Raw genomic sequence first — 16,567 nt, 5'->3', positions numbered from 1 at the left:
AAGGCTTGTACGCACAGGTGACGGCCTGCCTTTAGTGTAAACATGCTGCTGGCGGACTTTAAACCGATGCCGGCGGCTGGCGTAAAAAGTCTGCGTAAAATCTTCCAGATTCTCTTTCCCGGTTTACCTGCAACGCCTCTTCTTTCCTACCCCTTCCCCTCTCTCAGCAGCCTCGACGGATCCCCGCCAGATGAATGCCATGCGCCCGCAGTCCGATTCAGCAGAACCCTTGCGTCACGATATCCGGCTATTAGGCCGATTACTGGGCACCGTCATCGAGGAATGTGAGGGCAAACGCGTCTTCGACACCATCGAAACCCTGCGCCGCACGGCCGTGAAGTTCCGCCGCGAAGGCAACGACGCCGACGGCAAATTGCTGGAGCAGCGCGTCAAGCGCCTGCAAGGCAGCGACCCCAACTCGGTGGCGCGCGCCTTCAGCTACTTCCTGCACCTTTCCAATATCGCCGAAGACCGCGACCAGAATCGCCGCCAGCGCGCCCGCGCCATCGCCAGCGGCGCGCCCGAGCGCGGCAGCCTGCGCGACGCGGTGCAGACCCTGGGCCGCCAGGGCGTGGGCGTAGCCCGCATCCGCCGGCTGCTGGCCGAAGCCTGCGTCATGCCGGTGCTGACCGCGCACCCCACCGAAGTGCAGCGCAAGAGCACGCTGGACGTGCACCGCGAGATCGCCGGCGCGCTGACGCAGCGCGAAGGCACGCTCACGCCGGAAGAGCTGGCCGACCTGGACGCCTCCCTCCTCGGCCGCGTCGCCACGCTGTGGCAGACCCGCATGCTGCGCTACACGCGCCTCACGGTGGCCGACGAAATCGAGAACGCGCTGTCGTACTACCGCAGCACCTTCCTGCAAGTCATTCCGCGCGTGTACGGCGACCTGTCCAAGCTGCTGAGCCGCGAGTCCGCCAAGCCCTTCGCCGCTCCGCCCGCGCCGCTGGAGCCCTTCCTGCGCATGGGCAGCTGGATCGGCGGCGACCGCGACGGCAACCCCAACGTGGATGCCAGCACCCTGGAACGCGCGCTGCTGCGCCAGGCCACCGTGCTGTTCGAACACTATCTGCAAGAGGTCCATGCGCTGGGCGCGGAGCTGTCCGTCACCACCTTGCTGATTGGCGTGGATGCCGAACTGCTGGCCCTGGCCGACGCCAGCGGCGACGATTCGCCCCACCGCCGCGATGAGCCCTATCGCCGCGCGCTGGTCGGCGTGTACGCCCGCCTGGCCGCCACCGCGCAGCGCCTGACGGGCCAGGACCTGGCGCGGCGCAGCACCGTCGCGGCAGCCCCCTACGAAGGTCCGCAAGAGCTGTCCGCCGATCTGGCCGTGATCGCCGCGTCGCTGGCCGCCCACCATGGCTCGCCCATCGCCAAGCTGCGCCTGGCCGGCTTGCAGCAGGCCGTGGAAGTATTCGGCTTTCATCTGGCCACGGTGGACCTGCGCCAGAGTTCCGACGTGCATGAGCGCGCGCTGGCCGAGCTGTTCACCCTCGCCGGCACGCAACGCGACGGCAAGCCGCTGGACTACCTGGCGCTCACCGAAGAGCAACGCGTCGAACTGCTGCGCGCCGAACTGGCGCAGGCCCGTCCGCTGGCCTCGCCCTGGATCGCCTATAGCGAAGACACCACGCGCGAACTGGCGGTGCTGCGCGCCGCCGCCGCCGGCCGCGCGCGCTACGGCAAGCAGGCCGTGCGCCAGACCATCGTGTCGCACACCGAAACGCTGAGCGACCTGCTGGAAGTCATGGTGCTGCAAAAGGAAGCCGGCCTCATCGCCCCGGCGGGCCAGGAGATCCAGCCCGAGGACGGCCTGATGGTCGTGCCGCTGTTCGAGACCATTCCCGACTTGCAGCGCGGCGCCGAGATCATGGCTGCCTGGCTGGACCTGCCCGAAATCCGCCAGCGCGTGAAGCTGGCGCAGAACGGCGCGCAGGAAGTCATGCTGGGCTATTCGGACAGCAACAAGGACGGCGGCTTCCTCACGTCCAACTGGTCGCTCTACCAGGCCGAGCGCGCGCTGGTCGACGTGTTCTCGGCCCGCAACGTGCGGCTGCGCCTGTTCCATGGCCGTGGCGGTTCGGTAGGCCGCGGCGGCGGCTCCAGCTTCGACGCCATCCTGGCACAGCCCCCGGGGACCGTGGCCGGCCAGATCCGCCTGACCGAACAGGGCGAAGTCATCCAGAGCAAGTACAAGGACGCCGAGGTCGGCCGCTGGCACCTGGAACTGCTGGTCGCGGCCACGCTGGAATCCAGCCTGGCGCCGCGCGCCGAAGCCACCAGCGCGGAAGACGCGCACATGGCCCAGCACGGCCCGGCCATGTCCTTCATGTCCGAAACCGCGCAGCGCACCTACCGCGGCCTGGTCTACGACACCCCGCGCTTTGCCGATTACTTCTTCGCCGCCACGCCCATCAGCGAAATCGCAGGCCTGAACATCGGCTCGCGTCCCGCCTCGCGCAAGAAAGGCCAGCGCATCGAAGACCTGCGCGCCATCCCCTGGGGCTTTTCCTGGGCGCAATGCCGCCTGATGCTGACCGGCTGGTACGGCATGGGGTCGGCCATCGAGGCCTATCTGGAAACCGGCGCCCCCGACGCGCCCCGCTCGCGCCGCGGCCGCCTGGCCCAGCTGCGCGAAATGGCGCGCGACTGGCCCGCCTTCCGCACGCTGCTGTCCAACATGGAAATGGTGCTGGCCAAGTCCGACCTGGCGATCGCCGCGCGCTACGCGCAGCTGGTGCCGCAGCGCGGCGTGCGCGAACGCATCTTCGGCGCCATCAGCGCCGAGCACGGCCGCACGCTGGCCATGCTCAAGCTGCTGACCCAGCGCGAACTGCTGGCCGACAACCCCACGCTGCAGGCGTCGTTGCGCGAGCGCTTCGCCTACATCGATCCGCTCAACTACCTGCAGATCGACCTGATCCGCCGCCACCGCGCGGCGCAGAAGCATCCCGAGGCCGAGGTCGACAAGCGCGTGCAGCGCGCCATCCACCTGACCATCAACGGGATTGCGGCAGGGCTGCGCAACTCGGGCTAGCGATTGCTGGTGAAATGGCGCGCGGTATAGAATGAGTCTGATTCTCATCCTTTACCCGCGCCATTTTTGCCGCCTTCGCGCGTTGCAGGGGCCCGCATGTCGACCAACCAATCCGCAGCGCAGCAGGGCATCGAAGGCCTGTATGCCGATCATCACAGCTGGCTGAGAAGCTGGCTGCGTCGAAGGCTGGGCAATGCGTTCGACGCGGCGGATCTGGCGCACGACACCTATCTGCGCATCCTGCACACTGGCCGGCTGCCCGAACCGCACCAGTCGCGCCAGCATCTGGCGCAGGTCGCCCGCGGCCTGGTGATCGACCTCTACCGCCGCCGCCAGATCGAGGCCGCCTATCTCGAAGCCCTCGCCGGTCTGCCGCAGGCGCATGCGCCGTCGGAAGAAGCCCGCGCCATGGCGGTACAAGCCCTGGTCGAGATCGACGCCGTGCTGCAGAGCCTGCCAGCCAAGGCGCGCGAGGCGCTGCTGCTGCGCAAACTGGACGGTTTGAGCTACCGCGACATCGCGTCGCGGCTGGCCGTGTCGGTGTCGTCGGTGGAGAAATACGTGGCTTCCGCGCTGCTGGCCTGCTACCAGGCCCTGCACGCGCCCCCTGGCGGCTGACCGGGCATGTCCGCCACGCCCGGCATTCCGTCAAATCCCCAGGGCTTGAATCGGGCCATCGACCCCGCCATCGTGCAGCGGGCAGCCGAATGGATGGCGCGCTTGTGGTCGGAAGACGTCAACCCCACCGACCAGTCCGACTGCGCCCGCTGGCGCGCGCAACATGCCGACCATGAACTGGCCTGGCAACGGCTGCTGGAATTCGAGGACAAGCTCGGCAGCGTATCGCCGCAGGCCGCCAGCCACGCTCTGCGCAAACGCCCGGCTGGCGTCTCGCGGCGCCGCGCGATCAGCCTGCTGGGGCTGGGCGCAACCATCGTGGGCGTGGGCTACATCCTGCGCGGCACCGACTCCTGGCAAACCGCAACGGCCGACTACCGCAGCGGCACTGGCGAAATCCGGACCATCACCCTGCCGGATGGGTCCAGCGTGACGCTGTCCACCGCGACCGCCATCGACCTCAGGTTCACCGCGGACGAACGCGTGGTGGTGCTGCACGCCGGAGAAATCCTGGTAGCAACCGCGCCAGATCTGGCAGCCATGGCCCGGCCGTTCCGGGTGCGCAGCCGCCACGGCTCCATCCAGGCCCTGGGCACCCGATTCTCGGTCAGGGACGATACCGAAACCTCCCGCGTGGCCGTGTTCGAAGGCGCCGTGGAAATCCGTCCCCTCGGCGCACCGGAACAGGCAGTCCTGCTTCAAGCCGGCCAGGGTTCGCGCTTTTCGTCAGGCGGGGCCGCGGCACCTAGTCCTGCGCAGGAAAGCGCGGCGGCCTGGAGCCGCGGGGTATTGGTGGCCGATGCCATGCGCCTGGACGAATTCCTGGCAGAACTGGCCCGCTACCGGCCAGGCCTGCTGCGCTGCGATCCCGAGGTTGCGGGCCTGCTGGTGAGCGGCGTCTTTTCCGTACGCAACACGGGCCGGGCGCTGGACAACCTCACGCGGGCTCTGCCGGTGGCGGTGAGCTACCGGACGCGCTACTGGGTGACAGTGCAGGCAGCGCAATGACGGCCAATCGGCTGTCGCCGTTACAAACTTTTCGAGGCGGCAATTGCGGATTCGGCGTTCTTGCTCGGGATATAGGGTGACCCCCTTTCATCTCCAGCACGAACCGCAAGGCATCACCCAATGTCCCGTCACCCGCAGCCCAGGTCCCATTCCCACGCGCCAGCCACGCCAGCGCTCCGCCCCGCGATTCCCCGCCTGATGCGCCTGGCGCTGTTTCTCAGCGTGGCGTTCTGCGTCATCCCTGGCGCGACCGCCACCGCGCAGGCGCAGAGCGTCGAGACCAGGCGCAGCTACGACATCGCCGGCGGCCCGCTGAGCCAGGTGCTCAATGCCTACGCCAGCGCGGCCGGCGTAGAACTGAGCATGGACGCCGCGCTGCTGCATGGAAAGCGCAGCAACGGCCTGTCAGGCAGCTATTCGGTGCGCGAAGGCTTCGGTGAATTGCTGCGCGGTCAAGGCCTGCAAGCCCTGCCGGAAAGCAACGGCAGCTACACGCTGCGCCCCGCGCCGGCGTCGCACCACGACGCCACCACTCTCGAAGCCGTGACCGTCACCGCGCAGGCCGCGGAGACCGCCACCGGCCCCCTGCATGGCTACGCGGCCCGGCTCAGCGCGACCGGCACCCGCACCGACACGCCCATCATCGAAACGCCGCAATCGATCTCGGTCGTGGGCGCGGAGGAAATCGACACCCTGAAATCGCAGAGCATTCAAGATGCGCTGGGCTACGTGGCGGGCGTCAGCCGCGCTGAAGGCATGGACCGCACGTCTGACAGCCTGTTCCTGCGGGGCTTCCGCAGCAACCTGGGCAACTACTACCGCGACGGCATGCTGTACACCGTGAACATCTACAACGGGCGGCAGGAGGTGTATGGGCTGGAGCGCATCGAGTTCCTCAAGGGCGCATCCTCCGTCCTCTACGGCTCCGCGTCGCCCGGCGGCATCATCAATACGGTCAGCAAACGCCCCACCGTGGAGCCGCTGCGCGAACTGAACGTTGAAGCGGGCAACTACAGCCGCAAGCAGATCTCCGGCGATTTCGGCGGCGCGCTCGATGAAGATGGCAAGTGGTCGTACCGATTGACCGCCTTGCTGCGCGAGAGCGATACGTTCATCGACCATGTTCCTGACGATCGGACCTACATCGCGCCTGCCATCACGTGGCAGCCAAGCGCCGCCACCTCGCTGACCCTGCTTGCGGAATACCAGAAGGACCACACCGTCTACGTTTATGGCCTGCCGGCGCAAGGCACGGTGCTCCCCAACGTCAACGGCCGGATCCCACGCAATCGTTTTACCGGCGAGCCTGGTTTCGACAAGTTCAACATGGAACGCTATTCGATCGGCTATCTGTTCGAACACGCCTTCAACAGCCAGCTTAAGCTGCGCAACAGTGCGCGCTATTTCCATGCGGACAGCACCTATCACTCCACCGACATCTGGCAGCTCGCGCCCGACCAGCGCTGGACCGCCGATCGCGGCGCCATGCCACGCTGGGATCGCTCCTCCGCCCTGATCTCCGATACGTCCTTGCAATACGAGGTGGGCAGCGGCATGGTGCGCCACACGCTGTTGGCGGGCATCGATTACTCGCTGCCCAAACACGAAACCGAACGCTATATCCGCAGCAACAACAACATCGACCTCTACGATCCTGTGTATGGCATGCCGCTAGGCCCCGTCGCGCCGTTCCCCGGGTCCTCCTCCGTCACCGACATGAAGCGCCTGGGCATCTACGTTCAGGACCAGATCAAGATCGCCGACAAATGGGTCGTCCTGCTGGGCGGACGACAGGATTGGGTCACGGTCGACGAGCACAACTTCTTCACCGACGAAAAATATGCGGACGGCGAAAAGAGCAAGGCCTTCACCGGCCGCGCCGGCCTGGTCTACCTGGCCGACAACGGGCTGGCGCCGTTCCTCAGCTATAGCGAGTCATTCGAGCCTACCAGCGGCCAGGACCGCCAGGGCAGCCGCTTCCAGCCCACCACCGGCCAGCAGTACGAAGCCGGGCTGCGCTACCAGCCCGCCGGCTCGGACACAATGCTGTCGGCGGCGGTCTACCAACTGACCCGCAAGAACATGACCGTGACCGACCCCTTGGACACGTCCTATCAGATACAGGCCGGCGAGGCGCGGACCCGCGGCCTGGAACTGGAGGCGCGCACCCGCATCGGCCGCAATGCCAACCTGATCGCCGCCTACGCCTACACCGACGCGCGCACGCTCAAGGCCAGCCCCCTGCAACCCGACGAGGAAGGCAAGCGCCTGAGCTCGGTCCCCTACAACCAGTTCTCGCTATGGGGCGACTATGGTTTCGGCGACTTCGGCCTGCCTGGCTTGAGAATCGGCGCTGGCCTGCGCTATGTGGGCAGCACCCGCGGCATGGCGCACGGCATGCCGGTGGAGGTGCCATCCTTCACCTTGTTCGACGCCATGATCAGCTACGCGACGGGGCCATGGAAGTTCGCGCTGAACGCGTCCAACCTGACCGACAAGACCTATATCGGCAGTTGCACCTACGGCTGCTTCTACGGCGAACCGCGCCGGGTGATCGGCACCGCCACCTACCGCTGGTGAGGTCAGGCCGGCCCGCGCTCGCGCCAGAGCGCGGGCCGGCGTCCCCTGCCTGCGCACCGTCCACCAGCCGGACACCCAAAATCCCCCATTTGTCCGCCCCCCGCGACTTTTAGTACTATCTCTTTCAGAAATTCTATATACGCACAAATGTTCGTATATAGAACATAAAGATTTTTCTGGCCAGGCGCACAGGAAGGCACACCCGGAAGAGACAGAAAGCATCCTGGTTCCGCACGTGCCCGCCCGCAAGCCCGGCGTGTCAGCACCGAGCGAACCATCATGGATACTCCCCTCAAGAATCTCGCCATCGTCGGCGCAGGCGCCATGGGCAGCGGCATCGCCGCGCTGTTCGCCTCGAAGGGATTGAACGTCGTCCTGATCGACCCGATGGAAGGCGCGCTGGACCGCGCGCTGCAGACCATAGACCGCCAGTTGAATGTCTATGCCCCGGGCAACGTCCAGGAAGCGATGCAGCGCATTCAAGTCGCACCGGGGCTGGAAGCGGCCTGCAACAGCGACCTGGTGATCGAGGCCGTGCCCGAGAACCTGGAGCTCAAGCGCGGCATCTTCGCCAAGCTCGATTCCCTGTGCCCCGCGCACACCCTCTTCGCCACCAACACCTCCGGCCTGTCCATCAACGCCATCGCCAGCGCGGTAGTGCGGCGCGACCGTTTCGTGGGCACCCATTTCTTTACGCCCGCCGACGTGATTCCGCTGGTGGAAGTGGTGCGCAACAACGGCACCTCCGAGGACACGGTCGCCCGGGTGATGGCCACGCTGCGCTACGCCGGCAAGCGTCCGGTGCTGGTGCGCCAGGACATCCCCGGCTTCATCGCCAACCGCATCCAGCACGCCCTGGCACGCGAGGCCATCTCGCTGCTGGAGAAAGGCGTGGCCAGCGCCGAGGACATCGACGAAGTGGTCAAGTGGAGCCTGGGCATCCGCCTGGCCCTGTCGGGACCGCTGGAACAGCGCGACATGAACGGCATCGACGTGCACTACGCGATCGCCAGCTATCTCTACAAAGACCTGGAAAACCGCACCGAACCTTCCGAACTCCTGAAGAGCAAGGTCGAAAGCGGCCAGATCGGCGCCAAGAGCGGCCAGGGCTTCTACACCTGGAGCCGCGAACGCCGCGAGCGCGTGCTGCGCGAGAAAAGCGCCGCGCTAGGCGAACTGGCTGACTGGCTCAACGGCAAGGCCAGCAGCTCCTGACGGCCGCGCAAGCAAAGCATTCACTACATAAGGCGCGGGGCATCCCGCCACCAGCGCCAGCGGGCCACAAGCCCAACCACACAAAGAAAGCAATCGTCCCACCCGCCCCCGCCGACACCCGGCGCCGGGCGGCGCAAGACGCGAGAAAACTTAGCCTTACCGGAGTTTGTAGGAGGCACCATGAATAAACTGGCTTCATTCTTTACGGAGCTGATGCGCAAGTATCTGCCCGACCCCTTCGTCTTCGCGATCGCGCTGACCCTGCTCACCGTGCTGCTGGCCATGGGCGTCGAGGGCAAGGGCATCGGCGACATCACGCGCGCCTGGGGCAACGGCTTCTGGAGCCTCCTGGCCTTCACGACCCAGATGGCCGTGATCCTGGCGATGGGCTACGTGCTGGCCACGGCGCCGCTCACCGACCGCATGCTCAACCGCATCGTCAGCCACGTGCACAAGCCGCACACCGCCATCATCGTGGCGACGCTGGTCGGCGGCATCGGCAGCTACCTGAACTGGGGCTTCGGCCTGGTCATCGGCGGCATCGTCGCCAAGAAGCTGGCGCTGAAGGTCAAGGGCGTGCACTACCCCCTGATCATCGCCGCGGCCTACAGCGGCTTCACCATGTACGGCCTGGGCCTGTCGGCCAGCATCCCCGTGCTGGTCGCCACCCCCAATCACCCCACCGCCAAGCAGATGGGCACCATCCCGCTGTCGGAAACCATTTTCTCGGTGCCGATGCTGATCACCAGCCTGGTGATCATCGTGACGCTGCCGCTGCTCAACGCCTGGCTGCACCCCAAGAAGGGCGAGAAGATCGTTGAAGTGGACCCGGCCATCGACCGCGACGCCAACACGTCCAGCGCCGCCGAAGACATGCTGGAAAAAGGCACCATCGCCTCCAAGCTGAACAACAGCCGCATCCTGAGCCTGCTGATCGGCGCGCTGGGCATCGCCTACGTGACCTTCCACTTCATGGACGGCGGTTCGCTGGACCTGAACCTGATCAACTTCATCATCCTGTTCCTGGGCATCATCCTGCTGGGCACGCCGGCCGCCTACGTGGCCAAGCTGACCGAAGGCATCAAGACGATCTCCGGCATCATCCTGCAGTACCCCTTCTACGCCGGCATCATGGCCATCATGGCCGCCTCCGGCCTGGTCACCACGATCTCGCAAGTGTTCGTCGACGTGGCCACGCCCGAGTCGCTGCCGTTCTGGGGCCTGATCAGCTCGTTCGTCATCAACTTCTTTGCGCCTTCGGCCGGCGGCCACTGGGTCATCCAGGGTCCGTTCATGATCGACGCCGCCAAGGAAATCGGCAGCGCGCTGAACCAGACCACCATGGCCGTCATGCTGGGCAACGCCTGGAACGACCTGGTGCAGCCCTTCTGGATCCTGCCCGCGCTGGCGCTGTCCAAGCTCAAGCTGCGCGACGTGATGGGCTATACCGTCATCATGATGCTGTGGGTCGGCGTGATCCACATCACCGCCGTCCTCCTTTGGGGTTATCTGACCCACTGACCGGCGCGCTTACTCTAGGAACGGAACCGATATGAGCAAACCTACTGCGTATCTCGTGACCGGCGGCAGCGCCGGGATCGGGGCTGCGATCATCCGCATGCTGCTGGATGCGGGACACAAGGTCGTCAACATCGACTACAAGCTGCCCGAGAATCCGCCCGCGGGGCTGGTGTCTTATCAGGCCGACCTGACCGACGAAGCGCGCACCAAGGAAGTGGCCCGCGAAGTGACCGCGGCCTACAACATCGTGGGCCTGGTCAACAACGCCGGCGCGACCCGCCCGGGCACGGCCGACACGGCCACGCTCGCGGACCTGGACTACGTGGTCAACCTGCACCTGCGCACCGCGCTGATCCTGGTGCAGGCCGCGCTGCCCGCCATGCGCGAAGCCGGCTTCGGCCGCATCGTGAACATGTCGTCGCGCGCCGCGCTGGGCAAGCCGGACCGCGTGGTCTATTCGGCCACCAAGGCCGGCCTGGTGGGCCTGACCCGCACGCTGGCCATGGAACTGGGCGGCGACGGCATCACCGTCAACGCCATCGGTCCCGGCCCCATCGCCACCGATCTGTTCACCAAGAGCAATCCGGCAGGCGCGCCGCAGACCGAACGCATCATCAACAGCATCGTGGTCAAGCGCCTGGGCACGCCCGAAGACGTGGCGCGCGCCGCGATGTTCTTCCTGTCGCCGGACAACGGCTTCGTCACCGGCCAGATGCTGTACGTCTGCGGCGGCACGACGCTGGGCGTCGCGCCCATCTGAGATCCGCCATGCGCACGCCAGCCGCCCTCGTCTCTCCCCTGCCCCGCCTAACGGCGAAGCAGGGCGTGGTTGATCTGGTCGGCCGCGCGGCGCAATGGCGGCAGAAACGCCGCCAGCATTTCCTCGCGCGTAAAGCGGTTGGCATGGCCGCTGACGTTCATCGCGGCGATCACGCGGCCGCTGCGGTCCATGATGGGCACGGCCACCGACTGCAGCCCCGGCTCCAGCTCCTGCGCGACGCAGGCGTAGCCGTCGGCGCGCACGCCGGCCAGCACGCGCTTCAACTCCGCGATGTCCGTGACGGTGTGCGGGGTGTAGGACTGGATCTGGCTCAGCGCCAGCACCCGGTCCAGCTCCGGCTCCGTCAGCCCCGCCAGCAACACGCGGCCCATCGAGGTCGCCCAGGCCGGCAGGCGGCTGCCCACGGCCAGGTTGATGGTCATGACCTTGTGCGTGGACAGGCGCAGGATGTAGACGATGTCCGCGCCTTCCAGCACCGAAACGGAACACGACTCCCGCGTCTGCTCGGCCACTTCTTCCATGTACGGCAACGCCAGGTTCCACAGCGGCGTGCCGGACAGGTAGGCGTAGCCCAGCTCCAGGATGCGCGGGGTCAGCGAGAACTTGCGGTCGTCGACGGTGACGTAGCCCAGGTGCTCCAGCGTCAGCAGGATGCGGCGCGCGCCGGCGCGAGTCAGCCCGGTCACGGCCGCGACCTCGGACAAAGTCATCTCGGAACGGTCGGGGCCGAAGGCCCGGATCACGGACAAGCCGCGCGCGAAGGACTGCACGTAGCTGTCGCTGGGTTGCTGGGTATCTTGCTCGGCCATCCGTCTACCGCGAAAAGAGTAAATGGGGATGACGCCGCGCCGGCTCGCCTTGACGCCCGGCTCATCCCCATGAAACGATGTTCTTCAGAAGAACGAAAGTTCTAATTAAGAACAAATTATGACACGCCACCTATGAGCAAACATCATGATTTCTAAGCTTGTTGCAAGCGCGGCGGCCGCCCTGGCGGACGTACCCGACGGCGCCACCGTCATGATCGGCGGCTTCGGCACCGCCGGCCAGCCCATGGAACTGATCGACGCCCTGCTGGAGCAGGGCGCGAAGGACCTGGTCATCATCAACAACAACGCCGGCAACGGCACCACCGGCCTGGCCGCCCTGCTGGGCGCCAACCGCGTGCGCAAGATCATCTGCTCGTTCCCGCGCCAGGTGGATTCGCAGATCTTCGACGGCCTGTACCGCAGCGGCAAGATCGAGCTGGAACTGGTGCCCCAGGGCAACCTGGCCGAGCGCATCCGCGCCGCCGGCGCCGGCATCGGCGCGTTCTTCACGCCCACCGGCTACGGCACGCCGCTGGCCGACGGCAAGGAAATCCGCGAGATCAACGGTCGCCAGTACGTGCTGGAGTACCCGCTGCACGCCGACTACGCGCTCATCAAAGCCGAACGCGGCGACCGCTGGGGCAACCTGGTCTACCGCAAGACCGCCCGCAACTTCGGCCCCATCATGGCCAGCGCGGCGCGCGTGGCCGTGGCGCAGGTGCGTGAAGTGGTCGAACTGGGCGAGCTGGACCCGGAAACCGTCGTGACCCCCGGCATCTTCGTGAAACGCGTCGTGCAGATCGCAGCCACCCCGGCCGCCAAGGAGCAGCAATGAGCACCAAACTGACCCGCGACCAGATCGCCGCCCGCGTGGCGCAGGACATTCCTGAAGGCGCCTACGTGAACCTGGGCATCGGCCTGCCCACGCTCGTAGCCAACCATCTGCCGGCGGACCGCGAAGTCATCCTGCACACCGAAAACGGCATGCTGGGCATGGGCCCCGCCCCCGCCAAGGGCGAGGAAGACTACGACCTGATCAACGCCGGCAAGCAGCCCGTGACGGAACTGCCCGGCTGCTCGTTCTTCCATCACGCCGACTCGTTCGCGATGATGCGCGGCGGCCACCTGGACATCTGCGTGCTGGGCGCCTTCCAGGTTTCGCAGCACGGCGACCTGGCCAACTGGCACACCGGCGCGCCCGACGCGATTCCCGCCGTGGGCGGCGCGATGGACCTGGCGATCGGCGCCAAGGACGTGTTCGTGATGATGGAACTGCAGACCCGCGAAGGCCAGAGCAAGCTGGTCGAGGCCTGCACCTATCCGCTGACCGGCGTGCGCTGCGTGTCGCGCGTGTACACCGACGTGGCGGTGTTCGACATCCGCGCCGACGGCGTGACCGTCATCGACATGTTCGGCGACACCACCGCCGACGAGCTGCTGCGCCTTACCGGCCTGCCGCTGAAGTTTTCCCGCTGAATTTTGTGCGCGCTCCGGCATCGCCGGAGCGGCTTTACAGGAGAGAGTCATCATGTTGTTCATGGTTCAAATGCAAGTCAATCTTCCCGTCGACATGCCCGCCGACCGCGCCGACAAGCTGAAGGCCGACGAAAAGGCCCTGGCGCAGCAGCTGCAGCGCGACGGCAAGTGGAAGAACCTGTGGCGCGTGGCCGGCCGCTACGCCAACGTCAGCATCTTCGAGGTCGAAAGCAACGACGAGCTGCACACGCTGCTGTCCTCGCTGCCGCTGTTCCCGTACATGGACATCAACGTCACGGCGCTGGCGCGCCACCCCTCGGCAATCTGACCAGGAGCGGCTGATGCCCTACATCATCGAAACCTTCGACAAGCCCGGCCACCAGGAAGTGCGCCAGCAGCATCGCGCCGCGCACCTGGAATACCTGGACGCGAACAAGCAGCTGCTGCTGGCCTGCGGCGCCAAGCTGCAGGACGACGGCAAGGACGCCGGCGGCGGCCTCTACATCGTGGCCCTGGAAACGCGCGAAGCCGCGCAGCAGTTCATCGACGCCGACCCGTTCTCCCAGGCCAATCTGTTCGAGCGCGTGACCATCACGCGCTGGCGCAAGGCCTATGTCGACGGCGTCTGCCACCTGTAAACGCAAGGAATAAACCCGCATGTCTTACGCCGATCTCAGCCAGGCACGGCTGTACTACGTCATCGATGGCCCCGCCGACGCGCCGGTGCTCGTGCTCTCCAACTCGCTGGGCACCTGCTCCGACATGTGGGCCCGCCAGATTCCCGAACTGAGCAAGCACTTCCGCGTGCTGCGCTACGACACCCGCGGCCACGGCAAGTCGTCGATCCCCGAGGGCGAATACAGCTTCGAGCAGCTGGGCAACGACGTCGCCGAACTGCTGGCGCACCTGAACATCAAGCGCGCGCACTTCTGCGGCCTGTCGATGGGCGGCCCCACCGGCCTGTGGCTGGCGCTGGCGCGTCCCGAACTGCTGGACAAGCTGATCCTCTGCAACACCGCCGCGCGCATCGGCTCGGCCGAAGGCTGGAGCGCCCGCATCGCCGCGGTCGCCGAACAGACCCTGGAAAAGATGGCGCCCACGCTGGTCGAACGCTGGCTCACCGACAGCTACCGCGCGGCCGAGCCTGGCCTGACCCAGGTGCTGATCGACATGCTGCGACGCACGCCGGACGCTGGCTACTCGGGCAACTGCGCCGCGCTGCGCGACGCCGACTTCCGCGAACAAGTGGCCTCGATCAAGGCGCCCACGCTGGTCATCAGCAGCACGCACGACCTGGCCGCCACCCCGGCCCAAGGCCGTGAACTGGCTGAGGCCATCCCCGGCGCGCGCTACTTCGAAATGAACACCTCCCATATCTCGAACTGGGAGCAACCCGAAGTCTTCACCCGCACGGTCGTCGACTTCCTGAAGGGGTAAGCGGCATGCAGCGCTGGAAAAACCGGCCCGAAGGCTCCAACTGGGGCGACTTCGGGCACGACGACCAACTCGGCCGCCTGAACCTCATTACCGAAGAACAAGTCCTGAAAGGCGCGCGTGAAATCCGCGCCGGCAAGACCTTCTGCCTGTCGCTGCCGCTGGACCTGCCCGGCGGCAACGTGCTCAACCCGCGCCGTCATCCGCCGCAACTGAGCCCCACGCGCCTGGCGGACACGCCCTACCTGAACTTCCCGCTGCGCAACGTCAACCCGGACGCGGTGGACGTGCTCAGCGATGACCAGGTGCTGCTGTCGATGCAGTATTCGACGCAATGGGACGCGCTGGCCCACGTGGGCGCCTTGTTCGACGCCGACGGCGACGGCAAGCCCGAACTGCGCTACTACAACGGCTACCAGGCCGGCGTGGACGTCGTCGGCCCGGCCGACGGCGACCATACCGGCTGCGGCTGCAACAGCGGCGGCCCGTCGGCGGCGCTGAAGCTGGGCGTGGAAAACCTGGCGCAGAAGGGCATGCAGGGCCGCGGCGTGCTGGTGGACCTGTTGCGCCACTACGGCCCCGGCCGCACACTGATCGGCCATGCGGAACTGATGCATGTACTGAAGACGGACGGCATCAGCGTCGAAACCGGCGACATGCTGGTGCTGCGCACCGGCTACGCCGAAGCGGTGGTCGCCATGAACGGCACGCCCGACGCCGAGACGCTGCACACCTACGGCGCCGCGCTGGACGGCACCGACCAGGCGCTGCTGCAATGGATCACGGACAGCGGCATCGCCGCCATCTGCGCCGACAACTACGCCGTGGAAGCCTATCCCGCGCGCGAGAAAACTGGCCCGCGCGCCATGCTGCCGCTGCACCACCATTGCCTGTTCAAGCTGGGACTGCCGCTGGCGGAACTCTGGTACCTGAAGGACCTGGCGGACTGGCTGCACGCCAACGGCCGGCACCACTTCATGCTGACCGCCCCGCCCCTGCGCCTGCCGCATGCAATCGGTTCGCCGGTCACGCCGATCGCAACGGTGTAATCGCCAGCAACCCGGCGCCATCGCGCAAATGAAAAGAGCTCCAGACCTGGAGCTCTTTTTTTTGATGCGGCGATCGCTACTTCATGCCTTCCCAATGCGGTCCGGGCACGATGATGTCGAACAGCTCCAGCACCCGCGCCACGGTATGGTCCACCATCTCTTCGATGGAGGCGGGCCGGTGGTAAAACGCGGGCAGCGGCGGAAACACGATGCCGCCCATTTCGGTGACGGCAGTCATGTTGCGCAGGTGCGCCAGGTTGAAGGGCGTCTCGCGCACCATCATCACCAGGCGCCGGCGCTCCTTGAGGGTCACGTCGGCGGCGCGGGTAATCAGGTTATCCGACAGGCCGTGGGCCACGGCCGCCAGCGTGCGCATGGAGCACGGCACGATGACCATGCCGGCCGTCTGGAACGCGCCGCTGGCTAGCGTAGCGCCCACGTCGCGCACGCTGTGCACGTGGTCGGCCAGGGCATAGACATCATGGCGGCTGACGTCCAGCTCGTGCTTGATGTTCAGCACGCCGGAGGCCGACACCACCAGATGCGTTTCGACATCGTCCACGCCGCGCAATGCCTGCAGCATGCGCACGGCGTACAGGGAGCCCGTGGCGCCCGTGATGCCGATGACCAGTCGCCGCATGGGCTGATCAGGCCGTTGCGCCGGACTGGTCCAGCAGCGTCTTCAGTTCGCCGGATTCGTTCATCTCGTTCATGATGTCCGAGCCGCCGATGAACTCGCCGGCCACGTACAGCTGCGGAATCGTGGGCCAGTTGGAGAATTCCTTGATGCCCTGGCGGACTTCGTCGTCCTCCAGCACATTGACGGTGACCAGCTTCTTCACGCCACAGCCCTTCAGGATCTGAATGGCCTTGCCGGAAAAGCCGCATTGCGGGAACTGGGCGGTGCCCTTCATGAACAGCACGACGGGGTGCTGGGTCACGGTTTCGCGGATGAATTCTTGAACGTCGCTCATGGTGGTCTCTTGGACAGGCATAACGGAATACGCCAATTATAGGTACAGCGGGAAAATTCGCC

16 protein-coding genes are annotated in these 16,567 nt (G+C 66.3%); 13 read left to right on the top strand and 3 right to left on the bottom strand.

Annotation, left to right across the window (positions count from 1 at the left end; translation table 11 throughout):
• Positions 1-190 precede the first annotated feature (190 nt).
• From ppc to HV793_RS10155, 7 genes are all read left to right on the top strand, one after another.
• Positions 191-3,040: a phosphoenolpyruvate carboxylase gene (ppc, locus tag HV793_RS10185; RefSeq protein ID WP_054459439.1), complete on the top strand. Its 2,850-nt coding sequence runs from the start codon at positions 191-193 to the stop codon at positions 3,038-3,040.
• A gap of 96 nt (positions 3,041-3,136) precedes the next feature.
• Positions 3,137-3,658 (top strand): sigma-70 family RNA polymerase sigma factor, encoded by a 522-nt coding sequence (locus HV793_RS10180; RefSeq protein WP_054459437.1) that lies wholly within the window; start codon positions 3,137-3,139, stop codon positions 3,656-3,658.
• Positions 3,659-3,664: 6 nt separating this feature from the next.
• A complete protein-coding gene (locus HV793_RS10175) occupies positions 3,665-4,666 on the top strand; it encodes a FecR domain-containing protein (RefSeq protein ID WP_175213082.1) in 1,002 nt (333 codons plus the stop codon).
• 120 nt (positions 4,667-4,786) lie between these two features.
• On the top strand, positions 4,787-7,246 hold the full coding sequence (locus HV793_RS10170; protein ID WP_175160900.1) for a TonB-dependent siderophore receptor: 2,460 nt from the start codon (positions 4,787-4,789) through the stop codon (positions 7,244-7,246).
• Positions 7,247-7,525: 279 nt separating this feature from the next.
• Positions 7,526-8,461: a 3-hydroxyacyl-CoA dehydrogenase NAD-binding domain-containing protein gene (locus HV793_RS10165; RefSeq protein WP_175213081.1), complete on the top strand. Its 936-nt coding sequence runs from the start codon at positions 7,526-7,528 to the stop codon at positions 8,459-8,461.
• Between the two features lie 180 nt (positions 8,462-8,641).
• Positions 8,642-9,982 (top strand): short-chain fatty acid transporter, encoded by a 1,341-nt coding sequence (locus HV793_RS10160; RefSeq protein ID WP_054459429.1) that lies wholly within the window; start codon positions 8,642-8,644, stop codon positions 9,980-9,982.
• A gap of 31 nt (positions 9,983-10,013) precedes the next feature.
• Positions 10,014-10,742 carry an SDR family NAD(P)-dependent oxidoreductase gene (locus HV793_RS10155; RefSeq protein ID WP_054459427.1) on the top strand — a complete coding sequence of 243 codons (729 nt, stop codon included), beginning with the start codon at positions 10,014-10,016 and terminating at the stop codon, positions 10,740-10,742.
• Positions 10,743-10,789: 47 nt separating this feature from the next.
• On the opposite strand, the gene HV793_RS10150 is transcribed toward HV793_RS10155, so the two are convergent.
• Positions 10,790-11,572, bottom strand: a complete 783-nt coding sequence (locus HV793_RS10150) for an IclR family transcriptional regulator (RefSeq protein ID WP_054459426.1) — start codon at positions 11,570-11,572, stop codon at positions 10,790-10,792.
• A gap of 145 nt (positions 11,573-11,717) precedes the next feature.
• On the opposite strand from HV793_RS10150, the gene HV793_RS10145 reads away from it, so the two are divergent.
• Genes HV793_RS10145 through HV793_RS10120 form a run of 6 tightly spaced genes read left to right on the top strand, consistent with a single transcriptional unit; the run spans position 11,718 to position 15,531 of the window.
• Positions 11,718-12,407 (top strand): 3-oxoacid CoA-transferase subunit A, encoded by a 690-nt coding sequence (locus HV793_RS10145; RefSeq protein WP_013396544.1) that lies wholly within the window; start codon positions 11,718-11,720, stop codon positions 12,405-12,407.
• Positions 12,404-13,048: a 3-oxoacid CoA-transferase subunit B gene (locus HV793_RS10140; RefSeq protein WP_013396545.1), complete on the top strand. Its 645-nt coding sequence runs from the start codon at positions 12,404-12,406 to the stop codon at positions 13,046-13,048. Before HV793_RS10145 ends, HV793_RS10140 begins: the two co-directional genes overlap by 4 nt.
• Positions 13,049-13,100: 52 nt before the next feature.
• The gene (catC, locus tag HV793_RS10135; RefSeq protein ID WP_175213080.1) at positions 13,101-13,376 is read left to right on the top strand and encodes a muconolactone Delta-isomerase; all 276 of its coding nucleotides are present in this window, start codon (positions 13,101-13,103) and stop codon (positions 13,374-13,376) included.
• 13 nt (positions 13,377-13,389) lie between these two features.
• Positions 13,390-13,686, top strand: coding sequence for a YciI family protein (locus HV793_RS10130; RefSeq protein ID WP_054459424.1), 297 nt, complete (start codon positions 13,390-13,392; stop codon positions 13,684-13,686).
• A 19-nt stretch (positions 13,687-13,705) separates the two neighbouring features.
• Entirely contained in the window at positions 13,706-14,485 is a 780-nt protein-coding gene (pcaD, locus tag HV793_RS10125; protein ID WP_175160896.1) for a 3-oxoadipate enol-lactonase, read from the top strand.
• A gap of 5 nt (positions 14,486-14,490) precedes the next feature.
• The gene (locus HV793_RS10120) at positions 14,491-15,531 is read left to right on the top strand and encodes a cyclase family protein (protein ID WP_088159054.1); all 1,041 of its coding nucleotides are present in this window, start codon (positions 14,491-14,493) and stop codon (positions 15,529-15,531) included.
• Positions 15,532-15,607: 76 nt separating this feature from the next.
• On the opposite strand, the gene HV793_RS10115 is transcribed toward HV793_RS10120, so the two are convergent.
• Positions 15,608-16,171, bottom strand: coding sequence for a UbiX family flavin prenyltransferase (locus HV793_RS10115; protein WP_054457626.1), 564 nt, complete (start codon positions 16,169-16,171; stop codon positions 15,608-15,610).
• A gap of 7 nt (positions 16,172-16,178) precedes the next feature.
• Entirely contained in the window at positions 16,179-16,505 is a 327-nt protein-coding gene (gene grxD / locus HV793_RS10110; protein ID WP_042797530.1) for a Grx4 family monothiol glutaredoxin, read from the bottom strand.
• Between the last annotated feature and the right edge of the window lie 62 nt (positions 16,506-16,567).

Origin of the sequence: Achromobacter aegrifaciens (assembly GCF_902859965.1) — a bacterium.
Taxonomy (GTDB): Bacteria; Pseudomonadota; Gammaproteobacteria; order Burkholderiales; family Burkholderiaceae_B; genus Achromobacter; species Achromobacter aegrifaciens.
The sequence above is the reverse complement of the archived record's forward strand: the minus strand, read 5'-3'. Positions and strand labels throughout refer to the sequence as shown.